Annotated in this window: 17 protein-coding genes; 15 read left to right on the forward strand and 2 right to left on the reverse strand. The window is 45.4% G+C overall.

The window, feature by feature from the left end:
• Positions 1-22 precede the first annotated feature (22 nt).
• Complete coding sequence (locus C6P39_RS21255) at positions 23-355, reverse strand: sporulation initiation factor Spo0A C-terminal domain-containing protein (protein WP_065542199.1); 333 nt, start codon at positions 353-355, stop codon at positions 23-25.
• 307 nt (positions 356-662) lie between these two features.
• On the opposite strand from C6P39_RS21255, the gene C6P39_RS21260 reads away from it, so the two are divergent.
• Genes C6P39_RS21260 through C6P39_RS21270 form a run of 3 tightly spaced genes read left to right on the forward strand, consistent with a single transcriptional unit; the run spans position 663 to position 5,378 of the window.
• Positions 663-2,045 (forward strand): efflux RND transporter periplasmic adaptor subunit, encoded by a 1,383-nt coding sequence (locus C6P39_RS21260; protein ID WP_104805102.1) that lies wholly within the window; start codon positions 663-665, stop codon positions 2,043-2,045.
• A gap of 13 nt (positions 2,046-2,058) precedes the next feature.
• Positions 2,059-4,107 (forward strand): efflux RND transporter periplasmic adaptor subunit, encoded by a 2,049-nt coding sequence (locus C6P39_RS21265; protein ID WP_104805103.1) that lies wholly within the window; start codon positions 2,059-2,061, stop codon positions 4,105-4,107.
• Between the two features lie 17 nt (positions 4,108-4,124).
• Positions 4,125-5,378 (forward strand): ABC transporter permease, encoded by a 1,254-nt coding sequence (locus C6P39_RS21270; RefSeq protein ID WP_095175349.1) that lies wholly within the window; start codon positions 4,125-4,127, stop codon positions 5,376-5,378.
• Positions 5,379-5,432: 54 nt separating this feature from the next.
• Here C6P39_RS21270 and C6P39_RS21275 read toward each other — a convergent pair whose 3' ends face one another.
• Positions 5,433-6,068: a lactate utilization protein gene (locus C6P39_RS21275; protein ID WP_104805104.1), complete on the reverse strand. Its 636-nt coding sequence runs from the start codon at positions 6,066-6,068 to the stop codon at positions 5,433-5,435.
• A 155-nt stretch (positions 6,069-6,223) separates the two neighbouring features.
• On the opposite strand from C6P39_RS21275, the gene C6P39_RS21280 reads away from it, so the two are divergent.
• The 12 genes from C6P39_RS21280 (at position 6,224) to C6P39_RS27780 (ending at position 23,222) form a co-directional block, all read left to right on the forward strand.
• Positions 6,224-7,099, forward strand: coding sequence for a DegV family protein (locus C6P39_RS21280; RefSeq protein WP_095175351.1), 876 nt, complete (start codon positions 6,224-6,226; stop codon positions 7,097-7,099).
• Between the two features lie 9 nt (positions 7,100-7,108).
• Complete coding sequence (gene argS, locus C6P39_RS21285) at positions 7,109-8,875, forward strand: arginine--tRNA ligase (RefSeq protein WP_104805105.1); 1,767 nt, start codon at positions 7,109-7,111, stop codon at positions 8,873-8,875.
• A 133-nt stretch (positions 8,876-9,008) separates the two neighbouring features.
• Positions 9,009-10,610: a serine/threonine-protein kinase gene (locus tag C6P39_RS21290; protein WP_158661651.1), complete on the forward strand. Its 1,602-nt coding sequence runs from the start codon at positions 9,009-9,011 to the stop codon at positions 10,608-10,610.
• Positions 10,607-11,941, forward strand: coding sequence for a hypothetical protein (locus C6P39_RS21295; RefSeq protein WP_104805107.1), 1,335 nt, complete (start codon positions 10,607-10,609; stop codon positions 11,939-11,941). The genes C6P39_RS21290 and C6P39_RS21295 overlap by 4 nt, the downstream gene beginning before the upstream one ends.
• A gap of 24 nt (positions 11,942-11,965) precedes the next feature.
• Complete coding sequence (locus C6P39_RS21300; protein WP_095175355.1) at positions 11,966-13,918, forward strand: fructose-1,6-bisphosphatase; 1,953 nt, start codon at positions 11,966-11,968, stop codon at positions 13,916-13,918.
• Positions 13,919-13,933: 15 nt separating this feature from the next.
• Complete coding sequence (locus C6P39_RS21305; RefSeq protein ID WP_104805108.1) at positions 13,934-14,782, forward strand: alpha/beta hydrolase; 849 nt, start codon at positions 13,934-13,936, stop codon at positions 14,780-14,782.
• A gap of 241 nt (positions 14,783-15,023) precedes the next feature.
• A complete protein-coding gene (gene rpsB / locus C6P39_RS21310; RefSeq protein WP_095175357.1) occupies positions 15,024-15,764 on the forward strand; it encodes a 30S ribosomal protein S2 in 741 nt (246 codons plus the stop codon).
• 24 nt (positions 15,765-15,788) lie between these two features.
• A complete protein-coding gene (gene tsf / locus C6P39_RS21315) occupies positions 15,789-16,724 on the forward strand; it encodes a translation elongation factor Ts (protein ID WP_104805109.1) in 936 nt (311 codons plus the stop codon).
• Positions 16,725-17,537: 813 nt separating this feature from the next.
• Positions 17,538-19,007: a GntR family transcriptional regulator gene (locus C6P39_RS21325; protein ID WP_330407105.1), complete on the forward strand. Its 1,470-nt coding sequence runs from the start codon at positions 17,538-17,540 to the stop codon at positions 19,005-19,007.
• A gap of 54 nt (positions 19,008-19,061) precedes the next feature.
• A complete protein-coding gene (locus C6P39_RS21330) occupies positions 19,062-20,435 on the forward strand; it encodes a GGDEF domain-containing protein (RefSeq protein WP_158661652.1) in 1,374 nt (457 codons plus the stop codon).
• A gap of 22 nt (positions 20,436-20,457) precedes the next feature.
• Positions 20,458-23,034, forward strand: coding sequence for a hybrid sensor histidine kinase/response regulator (locus C6P39_RS21335; protein WP_158661653.1), 2,577 nt, complete (start codon positions 20,458-20,460; stop codon positions 23,032-23,034).
• A gap of 29 nt (positions 23,035-23,063) precedes the next feature.
• Entirely contained in the window at positions 23,064-23,222 is a 159-nt protein-coding gene (locus C6P39_RS27780) for a hypothetical protein (protein WP_207657145.1), read from the forward strand.
• Positions 23,223-23,399: the final 177 nt, after the last annotated feature.

Consider the following 23,399-nt stretch of genomic DNA (forward strand, 5'->3'; position numbering starts at 1 on the left):
TCCCTTCTTCTGCTTATTTTTCCTAATCCTCTTCTTTATGATTTCTCACATAATATGCAAGCATGGATATAAATTCTCCGGTAGTTGGCTTGCGCTGCAGTTCATATCCGGCGATGTGGTTCAGCAGCCCGCGGTTTCCTTCATTCCAGCAGGTGGTGATGACCGTACGAAGCGACCGCTCGATTCTGGTGCTGGTGGAATGGAAATGTTTCGCCACATCCGGATATAATTCTTTGGTTATGTAGAGCAGATATTCTTCATTTTTGACTGCCAGTTCAACTGCGTAGATAAGGAAAGAATAGCCCCGATATATGGAGCAGATACCAAGACGGTGAACAAGACTTTCCACGTTCATAAAATACCCCCTTCATTTGTATTATTTTATTAATAATAAGAATAACTTAAAAAGTCATAAAAATATCTGATTAGATAAAAACAGATATTATTCGATATATAAAGCTATAATTCGACAGAATATGACAAAAATACGGTTGATATATTATATACGAAATTAGAACAGAAAAGATTACATAAAGATTTCAAAAGGTTATAAAAAGTTAAAAGACAGAATCTTTAAAATCTGTTATAATTTGTGTAAAGTTGCTTTCACGGGTCTTCTTAACAGACAATAGTTGTATTAAATCATAAACAGGGGGAAATGTATGAATAAAAAAAATAAGATATTGATCGGAGCAGGCGTTGTACTGCTGGCAGGTGTTATTGGTACGGGTCTTTACATGCAGAGGGGAAAGGGCGAGGAGAAGAGTACAGAACTGGCTTATGTGACCAGTGTCTCATCCATGGACCCGTCTTCCCAGGTCCAGAGGCTGGCCGGAGTCGTGGAGCCGCAGAAAACATGGGAAATACAAAAGAATGCAGAGCGGGAAGTAAAAGAAATCTTGGTTGAAGTGGGGAGCGAAGTGGATGTAGGAACGGCTCTTTTTGTCTATGATACAGAGACTCTGGAAGCGGATCTGCAGCAGGCTCAACTGGATCTGGAGCGTGCGGATACAGACATGGAAAACCTTCGCAGCCAGATCGCACAATTGGAAAAAGAAAAGAAATCCGCTTCTGAGGATGACCAGTTTTCCTATACAACCCAGATCCAGACAGCCCAGATGGATTTGAAGAAAAGTGAATATGAACGTAAGAGTAAAGAGGTGGAAATTTCTCAGATACACGAAAAAATTGCGAACTCCTCAGTCACAAGTGATCTGCAGGGCGTTGTGAAGAGCATTAATGAGGGCAACGAAATAGATCCTTACAGCGGCAATTCCCAGGCATTTATGACAATTCTCGCAACCGGTGTCTATAGAGTAAAAGGCAAAGTAAATGAGCAGAACATAGGGGCTGTGCAGGAAGGAGCAAGAGCGATCATCCGTTCCAGAGTCGATGAAACTAAGACATGGACAGGGACTTTTACCGCTGTTGACACGGAAAACAGAGAGGGAAATAATACCAATATGATGTACGGAGGCAGCAGCGACAGCGGTGAAATGATGTCCTCCTCCTATCCTTTTTATATAAATCTGGATACTTCCGACGGCCTTATGCTGGGCCAGCATGTGTATATAGAAAACGACACCGGAATGGAAGAAAAAGAAGGCATTTGGCTGGATGAAGGCTTTATCATGGAGGTGGACAAGCAGCCCTGTGTCTGGGTGGAAAACAAAGACGGGAAACTGGAAAAACGCGACGTGACACTTGGTGAGCATGATGAAAATCTGTTCCAGTATCAGATAAAAAGCGGCCTGAAAGTGAATGACTATATTGCTTTTCCGCAGGAATTCTTAAAAGAAGGAATGAAGACAACACACGAAGAAATTCCGGTGGGCAATGCAGAAACAATGCCCGCGGATGGTGAGATGCCTGAAGGAAGCCAGGATCTTCCGGAAGCAGTGGACGGAGCCGATGAAGGAAATTCAGTGCCATTAGACGGGGAGAACCAAGGCGGGGAGCTTGAAGGAAACTTCACAGAAGGCGAAGCGGGAACAGAAGGTTCAGACGGGGCAGCAACAGCCAGCCCGGAAGGTGAGGCACAGTAGAGGGGAGGATTCTATGAAGGCGAGAAATAAAAAAATCTTAATTGCCGTCATCTGTGTGGGTGCCGCAGCGCTGGCCGGCACAGGAATCTGGTATGGTGTAAAAAAGATGGACCAGACAAAAGTGGATGTCTACCCCGTGGCTGATCTAAAGCAGCAGATATGGGGAATGAGTACCAGTATTGACGGAACCATATCCTCCAGCGTAACACAGGAGGTCCATCTGCTGGATAAACAGATGGTGGATCAGATATATGTACAGGAAGGACAAGAAGTAGTGGAAGGTACTCCTCTTCTGTCATATGATATGACGCTGGTCAATATTGATTTGGAGATGGAGAAAATCAACAAAGAGCAGCTATTGGTAAAGAAGAAAGGTCTGGAAAAGGAACTGGAAAAACTTAAAAATGCCAACATCATTCCCGACAGCCAGAAATCAGAGAACGACGAGGATGAGGCCGGTTCCGACGGAAACATTGTGGGAGCGGGCAGTAAATCAGGAATCCTTCCGCTGGGACAAGAGGAGATAAATGACGGCCCAGACGGACGATGGGCGGAAGCGTTCAGCAGGATGGCAGCTGCTCAAAATGCGAGAGCGTCGGCGGATTCTGGAAATTCCGATCGAACAGATCCAAATAGCAGGAACCCGGATAATACAGATCAAAATAATTCCAATCCGGACAATTTGGACCAGGGTAATCCGGACAACCCGAATCCGGACAACCCGAATCCGGATGACCCAAATCCGGATGACCCAAATCCGGATAACCCGAATCCGGACAACCCAAATCCGGATGACCCAAATCCGGACAACCCGGACCCGGACAACCCGAATCCGGATGACCCAGACAAACCGCAAAAGCCGTCACCGACCATGGTCTACGACAAACTATACGGAGACATTACGCTGGAAACACTACCCGGCCAGAAAATAGAAAATGCGGTTCCATACAAGGGGACCGGCACCAAAGAAGATCCTTATTACTATCTCTGTAAAAAAGATGTTAAAATCCAGGGCGCTTTTCTCAACATGACAGCAGGCTATGGAACTTCCGATGCTAAAGAAAAAGAACCGGTATACTGTATCCTGGAAGTCAGGGACAAAGATGAAGAGGCAGGTTTTCTCATTGCCGCCCTCTGCATTGACGGCAGTAAAATAACCCAGAAGGTGGAACCTCAGACATGGTATCTCACCCATCTGGGAACCTACACAGAGGAAGAACCCCCGATCCCCGATGAAGAAAATCCGGACGGTGATATGGACGGAGAGGAATTTCCCGACGAGTGGGATTTCATGGAAGAAATACCCCAGGATGATATCATAGACGGCTATACAAAAGATGAGCTGGAGAAAGCGATCACGGGTAAGAAAAAAGAAATTAAAACAGCAGAACTGGATATCCGCGGCAGCGACTTGAAAATCAAAAATGTGGAGAAAAAACTGGAGGACCAGACGGTAGAGTCCATCCTGAATGGGGTGGTCAAGAAAGTGGGAGACCCAAGCAAAGGGGAAGTGGACGGGGAAGCATTCCTTGTTGTGGAGAGCTCAGAGGGCAGTTACGTGAAAGGACTGGCAGATGAGTATCAGCTCCAGCAGCTCCAGCCAGGCTCTGTTCTGACAGGATTCACATACGAATCAGGACTTCCCATAGAAGCGGAGATAAAAGAAATTTCCAATTTTCCATCCTCCGGCAACATGTACGGATACGGCAGAGAAGTATCGTATTATCCGTTTACCGCCTATATCAAAAACAGTGACGGCCTTAAAAATATGGAGGGTGTCAACCTGGAACTTCCCGCAGAGACGGAGAATCCCGCAGGTCTTTACATCAGCAAAGAATTTGTGCGGAATAAAGACGGCAAGGACTTTGTGTATGTGGAAAACAAGGCCCATCAATTGGAAAAACGGACGGTCCAGGTAGGCAAGAACTTTTACGGCAGTATGCTGGAGATTAAAAGCGGTCTCACAGAGGAGGACAACATTGCTTTTCCGTACGGCAAGAAAGTAAAAGAAGGCGTTAAAGTCAGACGCGCAGCCATAGAAGACCTTTACAACATGTACTAGAGGAGGGAGGATAAAACATGGTAGAAAATATTAGATTGTCCTTCCAGGGACTCTGGGCTCACAAGATGCGTTCTTTTCTCACAATGCTGGGTATAATCATTGGAATCGCATCGCTGATCTCCATTGTGTCCACGATCAAGGGAACCAGTGAGCAGATCAAAAAGAACCTGATCGGCGAAGGTGACAATGTGGTGGATATCACCCTGAACGAAGGCAGCAATATTTATCAGATGGAGTATCAGGGAATACCCCAGGGTGTACCGGTTGTCACAGAGGAGCAGAAACAGCAGATTTTGGATTTGGACAATGTGGAGAATGCGTCTCTTTACAGACTGCGTCAATATGCGGACAGTATTTATTATCAGAACCAAAGCATGGACGGCGGTAAAGTCCTGGGAGTGGATAAGGATTATCTGGACACCTGCGGATATCAGATCGTACGGGGCCGGGGATTTTCCGGAAAGGATTTTGATAATTTCCGAAAAGTGGTCCTGCTGGACGAGACGGCTTCCAACAATTTCTTTGAAAAAGGCAAGGAAATCGGCAAAACCATAGAGATAAAAGGGGAGCCGTTTACCGTTGTAGGCATTATCAAAAAGTCAGACGAGTATGAACCGGTCATTAACAGTATGGAGGATTATTACACATACTACAGCGATGACAGCGGAATGGTTCTGATGCCTGACGCCACATGGCCCATTGTCTATCAATATGACGAACCGCAGCAGGCAGTCATCCGTGCAGCCAGTCCGGAGGCTATGAGCAAAGCAGGCAAAAAGACCGCCGAAATATTGAATGCGTCCATAACATCCACATCAGACTCTATCAAATATAAGGCAGAGGATATTATGGAGAAGGCAAAGGGTCTTCAGCAGATCAGTGAGAATACCAACCGGCAGCTTATCTGGATTGCCAGTATCTCTCTTTTAGTTGGCGGTATTGGTGTTATGAATATTATGCTGGTGTCGGTTACAGAACGTACTGGTGAGATTGGCCTGAAAAAAGCGATCGGTGCCAACAAACGGCGGATCCTGGGCCAGTTTTTGACTGAGGCGGCAGTGCTTACCAGTGTGGGCGGTGTCCTGGGTGTGGCTGCAGGCTTTATATTGTCGAAAGTGATATCAAAGATATCGCAGACGCCAATGGTCATCAGTATCCCGGCCGCCGCCGCGGCCGTGATATTTTCCATGATCATCGGTCTGGTATTTGGATTGCTCCCATCTATAAAGGCAGCGAATTTAAGCCCAATAGAAGCACTCCGGAGAATGTAAAAAAGAATCCAGCAGCTTTCCTGTAAGCAGGGAGCTGTTGGATTCTTTTTGGTTTCAGAACCCGTAAGATTCGCCGATCAAAATAACGGTTATCCTGTCTTTTACACGTGAACGTCTTGTGATCACTGTCTGGCAGCAGATACAGTCAGGGCTTTGACAGTCTGCGCAGACACCGGTTTTGGAGCAGGGTGTGTGCGCACCTACCCGGATACTGTTTGGCGGTGCCGCCATATTGCGGGCCCGGCGGATTCCGTCTTCCTCTGTGACGGCGATCTTGTTCATGCCGGCAACCACAAGAACATGCTGAGGGCCTGTGATCAGACAGGCAACCCGGTTTCCCACGCCGTCCACATTGATCAGTTCCCCGTCCAGGGTGATGGCATTGGTGCCGGTGAGGAAATAGTCCGCAGTGACTATCTGTCCATAGAGTTTCCTGGATTCTTCAGGCGTTTTTGCTGCCTTCCGGTCAAGCAGTATGTAACCGCTCTCCTTCAAAGTCTCCATAATGCCTGTCTCCACAAGGGTTTCCGAACCGCCCCAGGTCACTGTGGCGTTGACAGGGATAAGGTTGTGGATGAGTTCTTGGGCCTCCCGGGCATTTTCACAGTAATACCCCAGCATGTTTCGTTTTTCCAGATTAGCAATGATCGTTTTTGCTGTGTGTGCGTAAGATTCTGTCTGAAATGACATGATATCCCTCCTTGTCAGTATTTTATCTGAAATCTATTATAGCATGCAGTGATTTTTTCGTCAAAATTTTCCCAGGGGAGACATTGTATTTAACTCCGGTCTATGATATTATTAAAAATAGTAACCCAAAATGGGGAAAAGGAGTCAAGGAATCAATGGAAAAAAAGAAGATTGCAATTGTGACGGACAGTAACAGCGGCATTACCCAGCAGCTTGCCGGGGAGCTGGGGATTACGGTTCTTCCAATGCCTTTTTATATTAATGAGCAGCTTTTCCTGGAGGGGATCACCCTTACCCAGGAGGATTTCTACCAGCGGCTGGCTCAGGATGCGGACATTTCCACATCTCAGCCTTCTCCTGCGGATGTACTGGAGACTTGGGAGCGGCTGCTGGAAGACCACGATGAAATTGTGCACATTCCCATGTCCAGCGGTCTGAGCAACTCCTGCCAGACGGCATTTGTGCTGGCCAGAGAATATAAGGGGCGTGTACAGGTTGTGGACAACCAGAGAATTTCTGTTACGCAGAGACAGTCTGTACTGGATGCGATTCACCTGGCAAGCTCCGGCAAAAATGCAGTGGAGATCAAAGAAATTCTGGAAGCCGAAAAAGGGGAGTCCAGTATCTATATCACTCTGGAAACTTTGAAATATCTGAAAAAGGGAGGCAGGATCACACCTGCTGCCGCTGCACTGGGCACGGTGCTGAATTTAAAGCCGGTTCTGCAGATCCAGGGGGAAAAGCTGGATGCCTTCTCGAAAGCCAGAGGCAAAAAGCAGGCAAAGCGTACTATGGTCAAAGCCATGGAAGATGACTTAAAAAACCGTTTCAAAGAATATAAGAAAAAAGGCCTTATGTGCCTGGAAGCAGCTTACACCGGCAATGAGGAGGAGGCCCTGGAATGGAAGGCAGAGCTTGAGAAGCATTTCGATATGGAAGTGCATATGGACCCTCTTTCCCTGAGCGTTGCCTGTCACATTGGACAGGGGGCCCTTGCGGTGGCGGTGGCTAAAAAAGTAGAAGTGGAGTAGTGAACAGTTATGAAGAAAATCATCGAATGCATGGAAGCAGTCATCAAAGACGCATTCACAGCTTCCGGATATGACGAAAAATTTGCCAGAGTGAATGTATCCAATCGCCCGGATCTGTGCGAATATCAGTGCAACGGGGCGATGGCAGCAGCCAAGACATACAAAAAAGCACCTATTATGATTGCAAACGATGTGGTCGGAAAAATAAAAGAAAGTAACATCTTTATCCAGGCAGAGGCTGTGAATCCCGGATTCATCAATCTGAAGCTGAATCCCGAATTTCTTACCTCTTATCTGAATGATATGCAGGCGGATGAGAACCTTTCCGTTGAAAAGGCGGAGTCTCCCAAGACGATCATTATTGATTACGGCGGACCCAATGTGGCAAAACCCCTTCATGTAGGCCATCTCCGTTCAGCCATCATTGGTGAGAGCCTAAAACGCATGGGGCGTTTTCTGGGACACCGGGTGATCGGTGATGTGCATCTGGGTGACTGGGGACTGCAGATGGGTCTGATCATCACAGAACTGAAAAAACGTTCCCCTGAACTGGTGTATTTTGATCAGACGTACGAAGGGGAATACCCCGCAGAAGCACCCTTTACAGTCAGCGAACTGGAGGAGATCTACCCCACAGCCAGCGGCAGATCAAAAGAAGATGAAGCATACAAAAACGAAGCTTTGGAGGCAACACTGGAGCTTCAGCAGGGCAGAAGAGGATACCGTGCCCTCTGGAAACACATCATGGAAGTTTCTGTTGCAGACCTGAAAAAGAATTATGAGAAACTGCATGTGGACTTTGACCTTTGGAAAGGCGAAGCGGATGCTGACCCATATATACCTGATATGGTGGCGTACCTGAAAGATAAAGGATATGCATATCTGGACCAGGGAGCACTTGTCGTGGATGTAAAAGAAGAGAGTGATGCAAAAGAAATTCCTCCTTGTATGATCCTCAAATCCGACGGTGCGTCTCTTTACAACACCACGGATTTAGCTACGATCGTACAGCGTATGGAGGATTATCATCCGGATGAGATGATTTACGTGGTGGACAAGCGCCAAGAACTGCATTTTATCCAGGTGTTCCGTTGTGCGAAAAAAGCCAAGCTCACGGAGGATGATACCCAGCTTGCGTTTGTTGGTTTTGGAACCATGAACGGCAAGGACGGCAAGCCGTTCAAGACCAGAGAAGGCGGCGTTATGCGTCTGGAACGCCTCATCAGCGAGATCAATGAGGAAATGTATAAGAAAATCGTTGAGAACCGCAGTGTAAAAGGAGATGACGCCAAAAAGACAGCCGAGATGGTGGGACTCTCTGCCATCAAATACGGAGATTTATCAAATCAGGCTTCCAAGGATTATGTGTTTGACGTTGAGCGTTTCACTTCCTTTGAAGGCAATACAGGGCCGTACATCCTGTACACCATTGTGCGGATCAAATCCATTCTGGAACGCTACCGTGAGGAAGGCAAAGATCCGGAGGCAGGCAAGATGCTCCCGGCCGCCAATGCCAGCGAGAAAGCTCTGATGCTGGAGCTGTCCAGATTTAATTCTGTGATCGCACCTGCTTTTGAAGAAAAAGCACCGCATAAGATATGTTCTTATATCTATGATCTTGCAAATGCTTTCAACAGCTTTTACCATGAAACAAAGATTCTCAGTTCAGAGGACGAAGTGCAGAAGACATCCTGGATCCGTCTGCTGGTCCTGGCAAGAGATGTATTGGAGACATGCATTGACTTATTGGGATTTGAAGCACCTGAGAGAATGTAATCTGACACAAAGGGAACCGGGCCGCTGCATGCGGCGGCCCATCCCAATTTATAAAACCTTCTGGCATATCTGCCAAATATTCCAATTAAAATTCAAATAATATTCAAATAATATTTAAGAGGTGATGCTGTTCGTGTATGAGAAAAAGCGTCTTCTCCAAGAGCGCTACCGCCTGGATAGAATGCTGGGAAAAGGCGGACAGGGACAGGTATTTCTGGCTTTTGATATGAAACTGAAAAAATACTGGGCCATCAAAAAGATTCCCGCAGACAGCAGCCGGGAAGCGGAGATCATGCGGCATCTGGAGCACCCGGCACTTCCCAGGATCGTTGATATTCTGGAGGAGGACGGATGCCGTTATCTGGTCATGGATTATCTGGAAGGGTTCACCCTTGAAGAGATTAAGAAAAGCGGTAAAAAGATACCCTGGGATAAGCGGATAAAATGGGCGCTACAGCTCTGCAGCCTTCTGGAATATCTACATGGCCCTGCAAAGGGGATCATCTATCAGGACATGAAACCTTCCAATCTGATGGTACATATCTCAGGTGATATACGGATTTTTGATTTTGGCATTGCGTCCTTGTCTGAACAGAACAGCAGTGCAGGGAAACACAGCAGCAAAAGCAGGTTCGGAACTCCCGGATTTGCGGCACCGGAGCAGTATTTGGGAAATGCGGAGGAACGGTCTGATATCTACGGATTTGGTGCCATACTTCGTTATATGGAACAAAAAGAGGAACGGGAGACGAGACTCTGTAAAAAGTGGAGACATATTGCGGACAAATGTATGGAACCTTCCCTGGGGAAAAGATACCGGAAAATCAGTACGGTCAAAAGGGAGCTTCAGAATCTGGAAGAGTGGATACAGGCCAGGAAACGTGCCTATGCCGGTTTTATTTTCCTGGCAGCCGGTTTTTTAATGCTTTTAGGCGCGCAGATAAAGAAACAGGAGCTGCTGATGGATGCAGGAAGGATTCTGGGGGGCCGGGAGGGCACAAGCCTGGCAGATACAGCAGATTATGAGGAAGCGCGCAGATATTTTCTGAGGGAGCAGGAGGGAACAAAAAAAGGAGAGCTGTACCGCAGAATTTTGGATGCCATAGAAGAAAAACATTCCAAGGCCGCCTGGGAGACTGCACAAAAAGCCATAAGAGACTTGGAGGACAGTGAGGGCACATCCTGGGAAAAGACTGGTGAATCCATATTTCTGGCAAATGTAATACAGGCGTACAAAACGGAACTGGGATATTCCGGCAGTGAGGGGGACGAGAAAGCCCGCAAGCTTCTCCAGCAGGCAGAAAAAAATCTGGAAGAAAACAAAAGAGAGACGTATGCGCCTATATACCGGATCGAAATATGGTATCAGCTGGCAAAGGTGTACGGAAAACAAAATAATCCGGTACAGAGCATAAAGTATTACAACCTACTTTTAGAAGAAAAGATACCTGTGAAGCTGGAACAGGAAGCCCGGCTCTCCGCAGCGGCCCTCTGTCGTCAGATGCAAAATTATGAGGAGGCGGAAAAACGCTATGAAAGTTATATCAAAGATTTCCCTGAGGACGCAGAAGCTTACTGCGCCTATGCTCTTATGGAGGCAATGGAGCGGCAGAATCCGGAGAAAGCAGAGCGTCTGCTTAACCTTATGGAAAAAAGAGGGGCAGAAAAATCGGGTTTTAACAGTGATAAAGTAAAAAGAAAGATTAATGGACTCACAGAGGAGGAAATACAATGAAAAGAAGATATATGTTTATGGCTGTAGCCGGCGTCTTTTTATATTTGGGTGCTGCAGTCTCAGTATCAGCTTCTGCAGCGGATAAGGAGGCGGATGAAACATTACCGGAGATCACACAGATTGTGGAATTACAGAAGGGAGAAGCGCTGTTTCTGCCCGATAACGGCATTGTGCAGATAGAAGATGAGCGCGTTGCGTGTGCAGGAAGGAATGGAAATATTGAGGCCTTAGAGGAGGGGGAAACAGAGGTGGTGGTCCGCTATAAAATAAGAGTGAAAAAGACTGCCGAAAAAGCAGATGTGGATACTAAGGATCCGGATGACACCGGGAGAGAAGATGGTGCTGCGGAAAAGCCGAAAGAAACGGAAAACAATCCGGATAAAGATACAGAGGGAGGCACAATAGACCCCGAAAAGGATATAGTGAACGATATGGGCCAGGCCGATGATATAAAAAACGGGCATAATACGGAAGAAGCAATAGATGCAGAACAAAAGTCCCAGACAAATATAAATGCAGATAACCGTATAGATGCAGATAACCGTATAGATGCAGATGCCAAAGTATCACCGGAGGAAAAAGCGAAAGTTCCGTCGCCTATGACGGAAATAAAAATTCCCGACTGCAGTTACCCTGTCATCACGCTTGCCAATTTAAAGAACCTTTCCTCAAACAACAGCCAGGTGTCTCCGTGTATCACCGTGCAGGATGAAAATCTGGACAAGAGCAGTGTAAAAATTCGGCTTACGGGGAAACGTACCGGTGAGAGAACGATTTCCATCCAAAGAGAAGATAAGGGAGGAAAGCTGTCCTTTACTCTGGACCCTGTGGCAGAAGATGATGAATATGTACTCCTGTGCGAGGCCTCCGACCAATACGGCAACCGGACAGTACAGCGCTTCCATTTTTCAGTCAACCAGTCAGGGACAAGCTTTGTATTTAACGGGGAAGAGATGGACCACAGTGCGGGATTTGCCCCGGAAATCACGCTTGAGAATGCGGATGCGGTCCGGATCGTCTCCTGTGCGGTGAACGGTGAGCCGGTGCTTTATGAATGGAAGGACGGAAAGCTAAAGATTCCAAGCGAATGCCTGAAAAGCGGAAATAACAGAATTACCCTTTCCGTTCAGGACGAGGCAGGCAATATAAATGATATGGAACCCTGGGATTTTACCATGCCGTTGAAGGAAGAATTGGAGGCAGACAGCGAACCCGGACCGGGAACAGTAAAAATGCAGAAGGAAAATCCGGCCGGAATTATTTTTTTACTGATTGGCAGTGTTCTTGTTTTCTGGGAGAGGAAAATGTGTTACAATGGCAACATGAATTAATCTATCAATATTGGGGGAGAACAAATGGAAAAATTGGAACAAAAGTATCTGGAACGCCTTTCCGAATTATATCCGACCATCGCCAAGGCGTCCACAGAGATCATTAACCTGCAGTCGATTCTCAACCTGCCCAAGGGAACCGAGCATTTTCTGACGGATATCCACGGAGAATATGAGGCTTTTTCCCATGTTTTGAAAAATGGTTCCGGTTCTGTGAGACGGAAGATCAATGAGGTATTCGGCCATACGCTCAATGAGCAGGACAAGCGTTTTCTTGCCACGCTGATTTATTATCCGAAAGAGAAAATGGAGCTGACGAAAAAGACAGAGGAAAATATGGAAGACTGGTATAAAATCACCTTATACCGTCTGATCGAGGTGTGTAAACGTGTTGCGTCCAAATACACCCGTTCCAAAGTCCGCAAAGCCCTGCCGCCTGATTTTGCCTATGTCATTGAAGAACTTATCACAGAGAAACCGGAGCTTAATGACAAGGAAGCCTACTATGAGCAGATTATTGAAACGATCATAGCCATTGGCAGGGCAGAGGTATTTATCATAGCCCTCTCAGAGCTGATTCAGCGTCTGGTTGTGGACCATCTGCATATTCTGGGGGATATTTACGACAGAGGGCCGGGACCGCACCATATTATGGACAAACTGGAGGAGTATCACTCCCTGGATATCCAGTGGGGCAATCACGATATTGTCTGGATGGGAGCTGCGGCAGGACAGCGTTCCTGTATCGCCAATGTTATCCGTATCTGCGCCCGCTATGCCAATCTGGACCTCCTGGAAGATGGCTATGGCATCAATCTGCTTCCTCTGGCTACCTTTGCCCTGACGTATTATCAGGATGACCCGTGTGAATGTTTTAAAATAAAAGGGGGCAATACTCTCAACCCTGCAGAGACTGTGCTTAATATGAAGATGCACAAAGCGATTTCTATTATCCAGTTCAAGCTGGAAGGCCAGCTTCTCATCCGGAGAAAAGAGTTTCATATGGCTGACAGAGCACTGCTGGATGATATCAATTATGAGGAGGGAACCATACGTTTATACGGAAAAGAATACAATCTCCTTGATCATTCGTTCCCTACTGTGGACCCGGAGAATCCCTACGAGCTGTCAAAGGAGGAGGAGGAGGTCATGGAGCGCCTTGTCTCTGCCTTTGCCAACTGTGAGAAGCTCCAGCGGCATATGCAGCTTTTGCTGAAAAAGGGAAGCCTGTATAAGGTATACAATAACAACCTGCTTTATCACGGCTGTGTTCCCCTTAATGAGGACGGCAGCTTTAAGGAAGTGGAAGTATACGGCAGGACCTATAAAGGGAGAGAGCTTTATGACGTGCTGGAAGCATATGTGAGGAAAGCTTTCTTTGCCCTGGATCAGGATGAAAAGCAGCGGGGAAGGGATATTTTGTGGTTTATCTGGAGCAGCCCGGCGTCTCCTTTATTCGGAAAAGATAAGATGGCTACTTTTGAGCGTTATTTTCTGGCGGAGAAAGAAACCCATGTGGAGAATAAGAACCCATACTACAGACTGCTGGAAGACGATACTGTGGTAAATAATATTTTTCGGGAATTCGGAATTGAGGGTGACTGCTGCCATATTATAAACGGCCATGTCCCGGTACATCACACCTCAGGGGAAAGCCCCATCAAGTGCGGCGGCAAAGTGCTGGTCATTGACGGCGGATTTTCAAAGGCATACCAGAAAGAGACGGGGATTGCCGGATATACCTTGATCTATAATTCATGGGGAATGATCCTGGCGGCCCACGAACCGTTTACTTCGGCAGAAGATGCCATTACAAGAGAGAGTGATATTCTTTCTGACAGTATTTTAGTAAAACGGACCTCTCTCAGAAAAACAGTGGGAGATACGGATAATGGGCACCACCTTCAAGAGAGCATTGATGAGCTGAAACAACTGCTGAAAGCTTACCGAAACGGCCAGATCATTGAAAAGGAATAAAAGGAGAGCAAGAGCATGATACATGAGAAGATTCCCATTCAAATGTCCGGGTCTTCAAAAGAGACACATTTGACAACTTATATTTTAGATGCTTATGAGGAGCTGCCAAAGGATTTGGTACGCCCTTTGATTTTGATCTGCCCAGGCGGCGCGTATCGTTTTACTGCTGACAGGGAAGCGGAGATGATCGCCCTGCAGTTTAACAGTATGGGATATCACGCAGCCGTTCTGCGTTACTCCTGTGCGCCCGCTGTTTTTCCTACAGCATTGTCCGAGGTGGCCTGCTCAGTGCAGGTGATACAGGAAAAGGCCGATATGTGGCATGTGGATACAGATAATCTCTTTGTTATGGGATTTTCAGCGGGAGGACATCTGGCAGCCAGTTTCGGTGTTTTCTGGAACAGAGATTTTCTGTCAGAGGCTGTGGGATGCAGCAAAGAGCGTTTAAAAGTGAAAGGATTGATCCTCAGTTATCCGGTTATCACATCCCGGGAGGATTACGGACATCTGGAAAGCATCCATAACCTGCTTGGCAGTGATTATGAGAAGAAGAAAGAGGAAATGGCACTGGAGACACAGGTAGGTGCCCATGTGCCTCCAGCCTTTATCTGGCATACCTTTGAGGACCAGAGTGTGCCTTTTCAGAATTCCCTTCTATTTGTAGAAGCTATGGGAAAGGCTGGTGTTCCGGTTGAATTTCACCTTTACCCCAAGGGCAGTCATGGACTTTCCTTAGCCAACGAGACACTGATGCGGGTGGACGGCACCGGAGTGCAGAAAGAGTGTCAGAGCTGGATGCCGCTTCTGCGTACCTGGCTTCAAAACGTTACTGCACAATCCGCCTCGGGGGACCGCAATGTGTGAACAGTACCTTAAGAATGTCCGTTACAGTAAAGAATTTGGACAAAAGTGGTATAAACCTTGTAAAAACAGGAAAAAATCTTAAAAACAGCTTGCAACCTATGTGTCAGCTATGCTATAATACCAACGTTGCAAAATAACCACGTCTATGAATACCAAAGGACGGTGCCTGCGGACAAGCATCCGACAGTGTCCCTGCGGAGAGGAAATAGACGGAAGAAAACAACCAAAAAGGAGAAAAAACATGAGCGTTATTTCAATGAAACAGTTACTGGAAGCAGGTGTTCATTTCGGACATCAGACCAGAAGATGGAACCCTAAAATGGCTCCCTACATCTACACAGAGAGAAATGGTATCTACATCATTGACCTGCAGAAATCTGTAGGAATGGTTGACGATGCTTACAAAGCAGTTGCAGACATGGCAGCTGACGGCGGCACAATCCTGTTCGTAGGAACTAAGAAACAGGCTCAGGACGCTATCAAAGTAGAAGCAGAGCGTTGCGGAATGTTCTATGTAAACGAGAGATGGTTAGGCGGAATGCTGACAAACTTCAAGACCATCCAGAGCAGAATCGCAAGACTGAAAGAAATCGAAGCTATGGAAGCTGACGGAACTTTCGACGTACTGCCGAAAAAAGAAGTTATCGAGCTGAAAAAAGAGCAGGCCAAATTAGAGAAGAACCTGGGCGGTATCAAAGAAATGAAGAAACTCCCAGATGCCATCTTCATCGTAGACCCGAAAAAAGAAAGAATCTGCGTTCAGGAAGCACATACATTAGGTATTCCGTTAATCGGTATCTGTGATACAAACTGTGATCCGGAAGAACTGGACTATGTAATCCCGGGCAATGACGATGCGATCAGAGCCGTAAAATTAATCGTTTCCAAAATGGCAGATGCCGTGATCGAAGCTAACCAGGGTGCTGCTGAAGACAGCGAAATCTTTGAGGAAGCAGCTGAAGAGGAAACAACAGAGGAATAATAAGAATTCAGGAGGAATATCACGATGGCTATTACAGCAGGAATGGTAAAAGAATTAAGAGAAATGACCGGCGCCGGCATGATGGACTGCAAGAAAGCTCTTACAGCTACAGAAGGCGATATGGATAAAGCAGTTGAATTCCTGAGAGAAAAGGGACTTGCAACTGCACAGAAAAAAGCAAGCCGTGTTGCAGCAGAAGGTCTGTGCAAAACTCTGGTATCTGCTGACGAGAAGAACGCAGTTGCCGTAGAGGTTAATGCAGAGACAGACTTCGTTGCAAAGAACGAAAAATTCCAGGAATATGTTGCTCAGGTTGCTGAGCAGGCTATGGAGACAGAAGCTGCGGATATCGAAGCTTTCTTAGCAGAGCCATGGAAATTCGATACAACAAAAACGGTTCAGGAAGCACTGGCAGGCCAGATTTCTGTTATCGGCGAGAACATGAACATCAGAAGATTCACAAAAGTGAATGAGCCTAACGGTTTCGTATCTTCTTATACACACATGGGTGGAAAGATCGGTGTTCTGGTTGACGTTGAGACAGATGTTGTCAATGATGCAGTAAAAGAGATGGCTAAAAACATCGCTATGCAGATTGCAGCCCTGAACCCAAAATACACAAACAGAAGCGAAGTAAGTGAGGAATTCATTGCACACGAAAAAGAAATCCTGCTTGCTCAGATTAAAAATGACCCGAAAGAATCTTCCAAACCGGAAAAAGTTATCGAGGGCATGGTAAATGGCCGTATCAACAAAGAAATGAAAGAAATCTGCCTCTTAGACCAGGTTTATGTAAAGGCAGAAGACGGCAAACAGGCTGTTGCAAAATACGTTGAAGAAGTTGCAAAAGCAAACAACGCAAAAATTGCAATCAAAGGCTTCGTTCGTTTCGAGACCGGTGAGGGTATTGAAAAGAAGGAAGAGAATTTTGCTGAGGAAGTTGCTAAACAGATCGGATAATAATTCGCAAAGCAGATAGGCAACTAGGATTTTACAAAAATCCCCGATAAAATGGTTAAAGCCAGCATATATGCGGGATGATACGCTTTTTGAAGCAAAGTAGAAAATGTACCACTATTTTTAGTGGTACATTTTTTTGTCTTATAATAGGATATTGCGGACTATCGGGGAATCCTTTATATAATACATATTCCTAATAACAATAGCCAGACAGCACTTAATGATGAAAAAATTCTATTAACAATAAATAATCTTTTAATTCCCAAAAAACCCCAAATTACCGATAAAAAGACCGCTTGCCGTGATTATTCCTAATATTCCAATCCGATTTGCTATATGATCTATAGCCAATAAACTAATTGAATTACAGAAAATCATTTCATCTGTTCAGACAACAATGAAAGGTCTTTGTATATCTTAATATTCCCATGAATAGAAGAACTCTGTAAATGATCCCATTGATATATGCAAAGTTTGACCGGATGAGTTCTCCTTTACTTTGTTCAAAAAGGCGTAATGCAATTGATGTCTGGACAACCATAAAACCACCAATTCCAAATAGATAAAACAGCAAAGAAATCATGGTAGAGCAAGACTATAACCGTATAATACCTGTTTATCTTTTAGAAACAGGTGTTTTCTGTTGCAAATTAAGGAGAAGTATTTTATAATAATTTGGATAAGGAACCAAGAAATGGTGGCGTTTTTATTCGTTTATTATAGCATGGAGTTCGAGAGAACGGTGAGCATTGCTATGCTGCCGTTTTTTTCGCCGGCTTGCTCCAAGATGGAATCAGAAGAAAGGTGACTATTATGTTGAAATACGATTGTTTAATGTATGAGAGAGTTTTCCATATACTCAAAAATAAGATTGAAATTGGATTGTTACCGGCAGGTTCAAGTCTTCCATCACGGATCAATCTGCAAAGAGAATTTAACACATCAGAGAAAACAATCCGGCATGCATTGGCAATGCTGGAGGAAGAGGGGCTGATTCAAACACACCAGAGAAAGCGGCCGGTGGTAAGTCCAAATCAAGATTGGAGACATCAAGTTACAAGGCTTGCAGTGAAGAAAATAAATGCAGAGATCACCAGTGACTTATTGAAAACAGGCGTGCTTTTGTCTTATCCGCTTATTAAGAGTGGGCTTAATCTGTGCAGGCAGGAGGATTTTTCAATACCGCGCAAAATTTTGGACAATATTAATGTGGAAGACGCAGATGAGTTTTGGAGACAAACCAAACGGTTTGTAAGATTTTTCATTGCACGGAATGAAAACCAATTATGTTTATGTGCAGTGGATAGCCTGGGGCTTGAGGAATTGAGGCCAGCGGTAGATACCATGGACATTAGGTCGGTGCTTTATGAACAGCTGGACGATTTTATGCGTATTCTTGAGTCCGGGCAGCCTCCCGAAAATGCTTATTTTGACGACCTCTCTGGTTTATACGGGTTTTCATATGGAAAAGAGTTTTTATTTGATGTTCCTTCTGACTCCACGCTGGTTCTTGGAAAAAAACAACTGGAAAAACTGTTAGAAGGAGCTGAAATGAGATATTCGGCTGTATATATGGATCTTCTTGGGCTTATTGCGATAGGCCGTTTCCGGCCGGGTGACAAACTCCCCTCACACAAAGAACTTCAGAAAATATACAATGTCAGTGTGGACACCACAAGCAAGGCCATAAAGATCATGCAGGAATGGGGCGTTGTTAAAGCAATCCGCGGGAATGGTATTTTCGTAGAGATGGATCTGTCTGAAATGAAGAAGATTCAGATTCCGCCCCACTTGATTGCGTATCATGTCCGCCGTTACCTTGATAGCATGGAATTACTTGCATTGACCATAGAAGGGGCGTCCGTCTGCGCGGCTTCACATATTATACCGGAAGAAATAGAGGCAGCAAAAGCCGAAACAGATTACCTATGGAATGTAAATTACCTGTATGGCCGTAGTCCTTCTATACTTTTAGGGATTATAACAGAGCATATAAAAATAGAAGGATTGAATACCATCTACTCACTTCTCCAAAGGAATCTTCGGATTGGACGTAGTATCCCTGCTATGGTTGATACGGTTAAAACCGCAGAGAGTATCCGAATCCACGGGCAATGTGTGGAAGCGCTAGACATTCTTTCCAAAGGAAACCATGAGGCATTTTCCAGGAAGGCTTCCGAGATTTTTCAATATATCTACCGCCTCGTTATTCAGGAATGTAAAAAACTGGGCTACTATGAACCGGCAATGAAGGTTTATGATGGCAGCACATTATGGAGATAAGCAGTGTTCCATAACCTGAAAAAATTAAAATAGATAAATATGGGGGAAAGATATATGACCGAGGAAGACAGAATCAAAGAGGTACTCTATAGATTTGAAGACGGGGGCCTCATCTCAAAAGATCAGGATAAAATTTTGTCCTGTCTTTCAGATACTATAATAGGGATTGGGATAGGTGAACAGGGATTCGTAACTTCCCAAAATGATATTATAGAAATATTTACAGCAGGCATTAAGGAGGAAAATGAAGTCTCCCATTTCCTTGATTTTGGGCGCACAGAGATTAGGCTGTTGAGAGAAGATATGGCTGTACTTTGTGCAGATGTGATCGTGACTGCAAAATGTCAGGAAACAGTGACTAAAAGCCGGTTTTCACAATCACTGACGCTTATGAAAGAGAAAAAACAATGGAAGATCTGCTGTCTGCATGCCTCAACCCCTATAGTCACAGAGGAGAATATCGAAGCGTACCCCTTGAAATTTGCAGAGAAAACACTTCAAAGCCTGAGAGAAAAAATCGGTGAAGAAGTATATGCTGTGGAGGAGCAGTACCGTATGGCGGTTCTATCAGATACCATAGCGTTCTATATCGTTAATTTCTCTAAAGACATTTATGAAAAATGCCAGCTTAACAGTAAAATGTGTGCCTACGTTGAAGATGAAACCCCTTATGAGCAGTATGTAAGGGAGCACATATCCGAATATGTAGCAGTAGAAGACAGAGAAGCATACCTCCAATGCTTTTCGTTAAAAAATATCAATAGAGCCTTTCAGAATAATGAGCAGGAAGTCAAATACGAATACCGGATGCTTGGCGGTAAAGAAGGCTCATTTATTTGGGTGATGACAGTTATCCGGCTGATCACTGACATTGTGACTGGTGAGAGAAAAGGAATCATGTATGTCAAAAATATTGACGATTCAAAGCGCCAGCAGATCGTTATGCAAAAGCGTGCGGAGTATGACACGATCCTAAGTATTTACAACAAAAATACATTCAATCTACGTGTGGAGAGTCTTTCAAAACAGGGCAGCGGTATTTTCATGATACTGGATATTGATGATTTCAAAACTATAAATGATACCTTCGGCCATCCCTTTGGTGATAAAGTATTGATCATAATAGCGGATATATTGAAGGCCACCTTTCCGGAAAATGCTGTGATCGGGAGATTGGGAGGAGATGAGTTTGGTATCTTCCTTCCGGAGGATTGCGGCCGGAAACAGATAGAGGTATATATAAAACTGTTATATGACAGTATATCAGGCTACTTATTCAAAGAAGATACAGGTGGTAAAGTCTCCTTCAGTGTCGGAATCGCATTATCAAAGGGGAAAAACTTTGCTGACTTTTATAAAGATGCAGATGCAGCACTATATATTTCAAAACATGGTGGAAAAAATGGTTTTTCTTTTTATGAAGATTAGTGCGTGAATGGAGGGATACCAAATGTATAAAAAGCTGGGGAAATTAAGAGAAGATGTCCTCGACATATTATGGAAAGCATCTGATTTTGAAGAGGCAGTCTATGAGGCGCTTGCCATGATTGGAAAACAGTTTGCTGCGAACAGCGTTTACTTAACGGAAATTTCCAACAATAAGGTGATGAATGTTTATTTTTGGAAACCAGAGGGAATAACTGGGGAGCAGACAGAACATACAAAACGTGTCACCCAGGATTTCTTTGACAAGACAAAGCAACTGATTGAGGACAAAGAAATCCTGTATTGGTGCCTGGATGACACACAGGGAAGTATCACGGAAGTGTTTAGGGAATGTGGTACCCGCACAGTCCTGCTGTGTCCTATCAGGCAGGGCAACAGCTGCGCGTATTTAGGTGTCTCGGATTCCGCCTCATGCAGGTTAGATTGGGAAAAAGACGAGGTCATACAGAACGGGCTTCTCACCCTTTCCAAAGTTATTGGTACTTTCCTATTGAAAACGCGTTACACAAAACGGAGTGAGCTGACCCAGCATAACCTTGAGGAATCCCTCCATGTTTCAAAACAGAGGACGGATACCGCCAATGCACTGCTGGACGGTATCTCTGCCGGTGTCATTATCGTAAACCTCTATCCCGATGGCCACGCAAATCCACAATACGGTAATCTGGGTTTGTACCGTATGCTGCGCATACCCCGCACCGCAAAAGATGCGGTTGTTCCGGATCCCAATGCTGCGCCCTTGGAAGGAGAGTATTTCGAGGATTTCTTTGCAAATATCCCGGAGCCGGATTACAGCAGGGTACGGAGAGAATATAAGGAAGGTTTTTCCAAAGATCACTTTACGGTAAAAAAATACTGCCTTCTCCGGGGAGATGGAACCTATGTCTGGGTGAACGCGGATTTAAACCTATGTGACACCACACCGGAGTATAGGACATATTACGCCACCTATACCGATATGTCTGAGGAGCAGAGCCTGCAGTCAGGTCTAAAGGAAATGCTGGCTAAGGAGAAAGAGATCACCGAGAAGCTGGAAAAAGCCAATCAAGCCAAAGCAGAGTTCCTTTCCCATATGAGCCATGATATCCGTACGCCCATGAATGCTATCATGGGAATGACAACACTTGCCAAATCATACATAGATAATCCGGCCAGAGTTTTAGACTATCTGGATAAAATAGCATCCTCCTCAAAATTACTGCTCAGCATTATCAATGAGGTGCTGGATATGTCAAAGATGGAGAGCGGACACATCATACTGGCAGAAGAAAATGTGGATTTAGCGGATCTGGTGCAGGGCGTTGTGACCATGATACAGCCGCTGGTCGCAGCAAAACATTTGATATTTAAGGCGCGGAACAATGATGTTGCCCATGAAAAGATCGTCAGTGACATGCAGCGTTTACAGCAGCTGCTCATCAATCTACTTTCCAATGCAGTCAAGTACACGCCCCAAGGGGGTGAGGTGCTGCTGGAGATCAATGAAACACCGTCGGACCGTGCGGGTTATGCCCGATATCATTTTATTGTAGCGGACACTGGAATTGGAATATCACCCGAGTTTTTCAGCCGGATATTTGAACCGTTTGAGCGGGTAGAGGACGGGCGCCTCATACCTGTCCAGGGCACTGGACTGGGTCTGGCCATCTGTAAAACGGTTACGGAGATGATGGGCGGACAGATTGAGGTAGCGTCAGAATGGGGAAAAGGGAGCCGGTTCACAGCCACACTTTATCTACGGATTGAGGAAGAGCCTATTGACGACTCTGAATTGACAGGGCTGTCGGTCCTGGTCGTGGATGATGACGAAATCGTCTGCAGCAATACCTGTAAGCGGCTGACTGGTCTGGGCATGAGGGCAGAGTGGGTCATGGATGGAAACACAGCTGTAGATAAGGTTTTACAAGCCCATCAGTCAGGCCAGGATTATTTTGCAGTTATTATGGATCTTAGGATGCCAGGGATGGACGGGATGCAGGCAACACGTCTGATACGTGAAAAGATGGGCTATGAACTGCCCGTTATCATCATCTCCGCCTACGATCTGTCTGCGCAGATGGACCACGCACAGGAGGTGGGGATCAATGGCTTTATCACCAAGCCGCTGTTCCGTTCACATCTTGTATATAAACTGAAGCAGTTTCTGCGGGGAGAAAAGCCCGGTTCGCCAACGATCAAAGTACAGCAGGAATGTCTCTATTGTGGACGGCGCCTATTACTGGCGGAGGATAATGAACTCAACCGAGAGATTGCGGTGGAGCTGCTGGCCGCAACCGGAGTGAAAGTAGAGACGGCTGAAAATGGAAAGATCGCTGTCGAAAAGGTACAATCTTCATCTCCGGGCTATTACCAGTTGATTTTTATGGATGTTCAGATGCCAGTTATGGATGGTTGTACGGCAGCAACAGCAATTCGGAATTTAGAACGCAATGATACAAAAACGTTACCCATTGTTGCTATGACAGCCAATGCTTTCGCGGATGACCGGCAGAGGACTAAAGAAGCCGGTATGAACGATCATCTTGAGAAACCTATTGACATAGAGCGTCTGCACCAGGTCCTGCATCGTTATCTCATCTAAAAATGAATTCTGTTTCTTCAGGAACTTTATTGATATACAAAAACTGTCTGCTGATGAACCACAACGATTCGGCAGGCTACAATTTCTGCTACCTGGATGATGAGGTATTTGGTAAGATGAACCGGGAGGCCGTCAGGCTGACAGCAACAGATAAGGATGCAGCGGAAGAACTGTATATTCAGATGTAGGAAAAAATCCTAGAGGAATGTTATATGATTTTTGCTTATAATACAATGCAGCATTATGTTATAAACAATACGATCAGCGGTGTTTATGAGAACCCGGCTTATCAAACCTGCATTTATTACTATGATATCATGACAAAGTGATAATAACTGTCAGAGATAGAAAAAACCGTCTTGGGG

The organism is Blautia marasmi (assembly GCF_900258535.1).
Taxonomy (GTDB): Bacteria; Bacillota; Clostridia; order Lachnospirales; family Lachnospiraceae; genus Blautia; species Blautia hominis.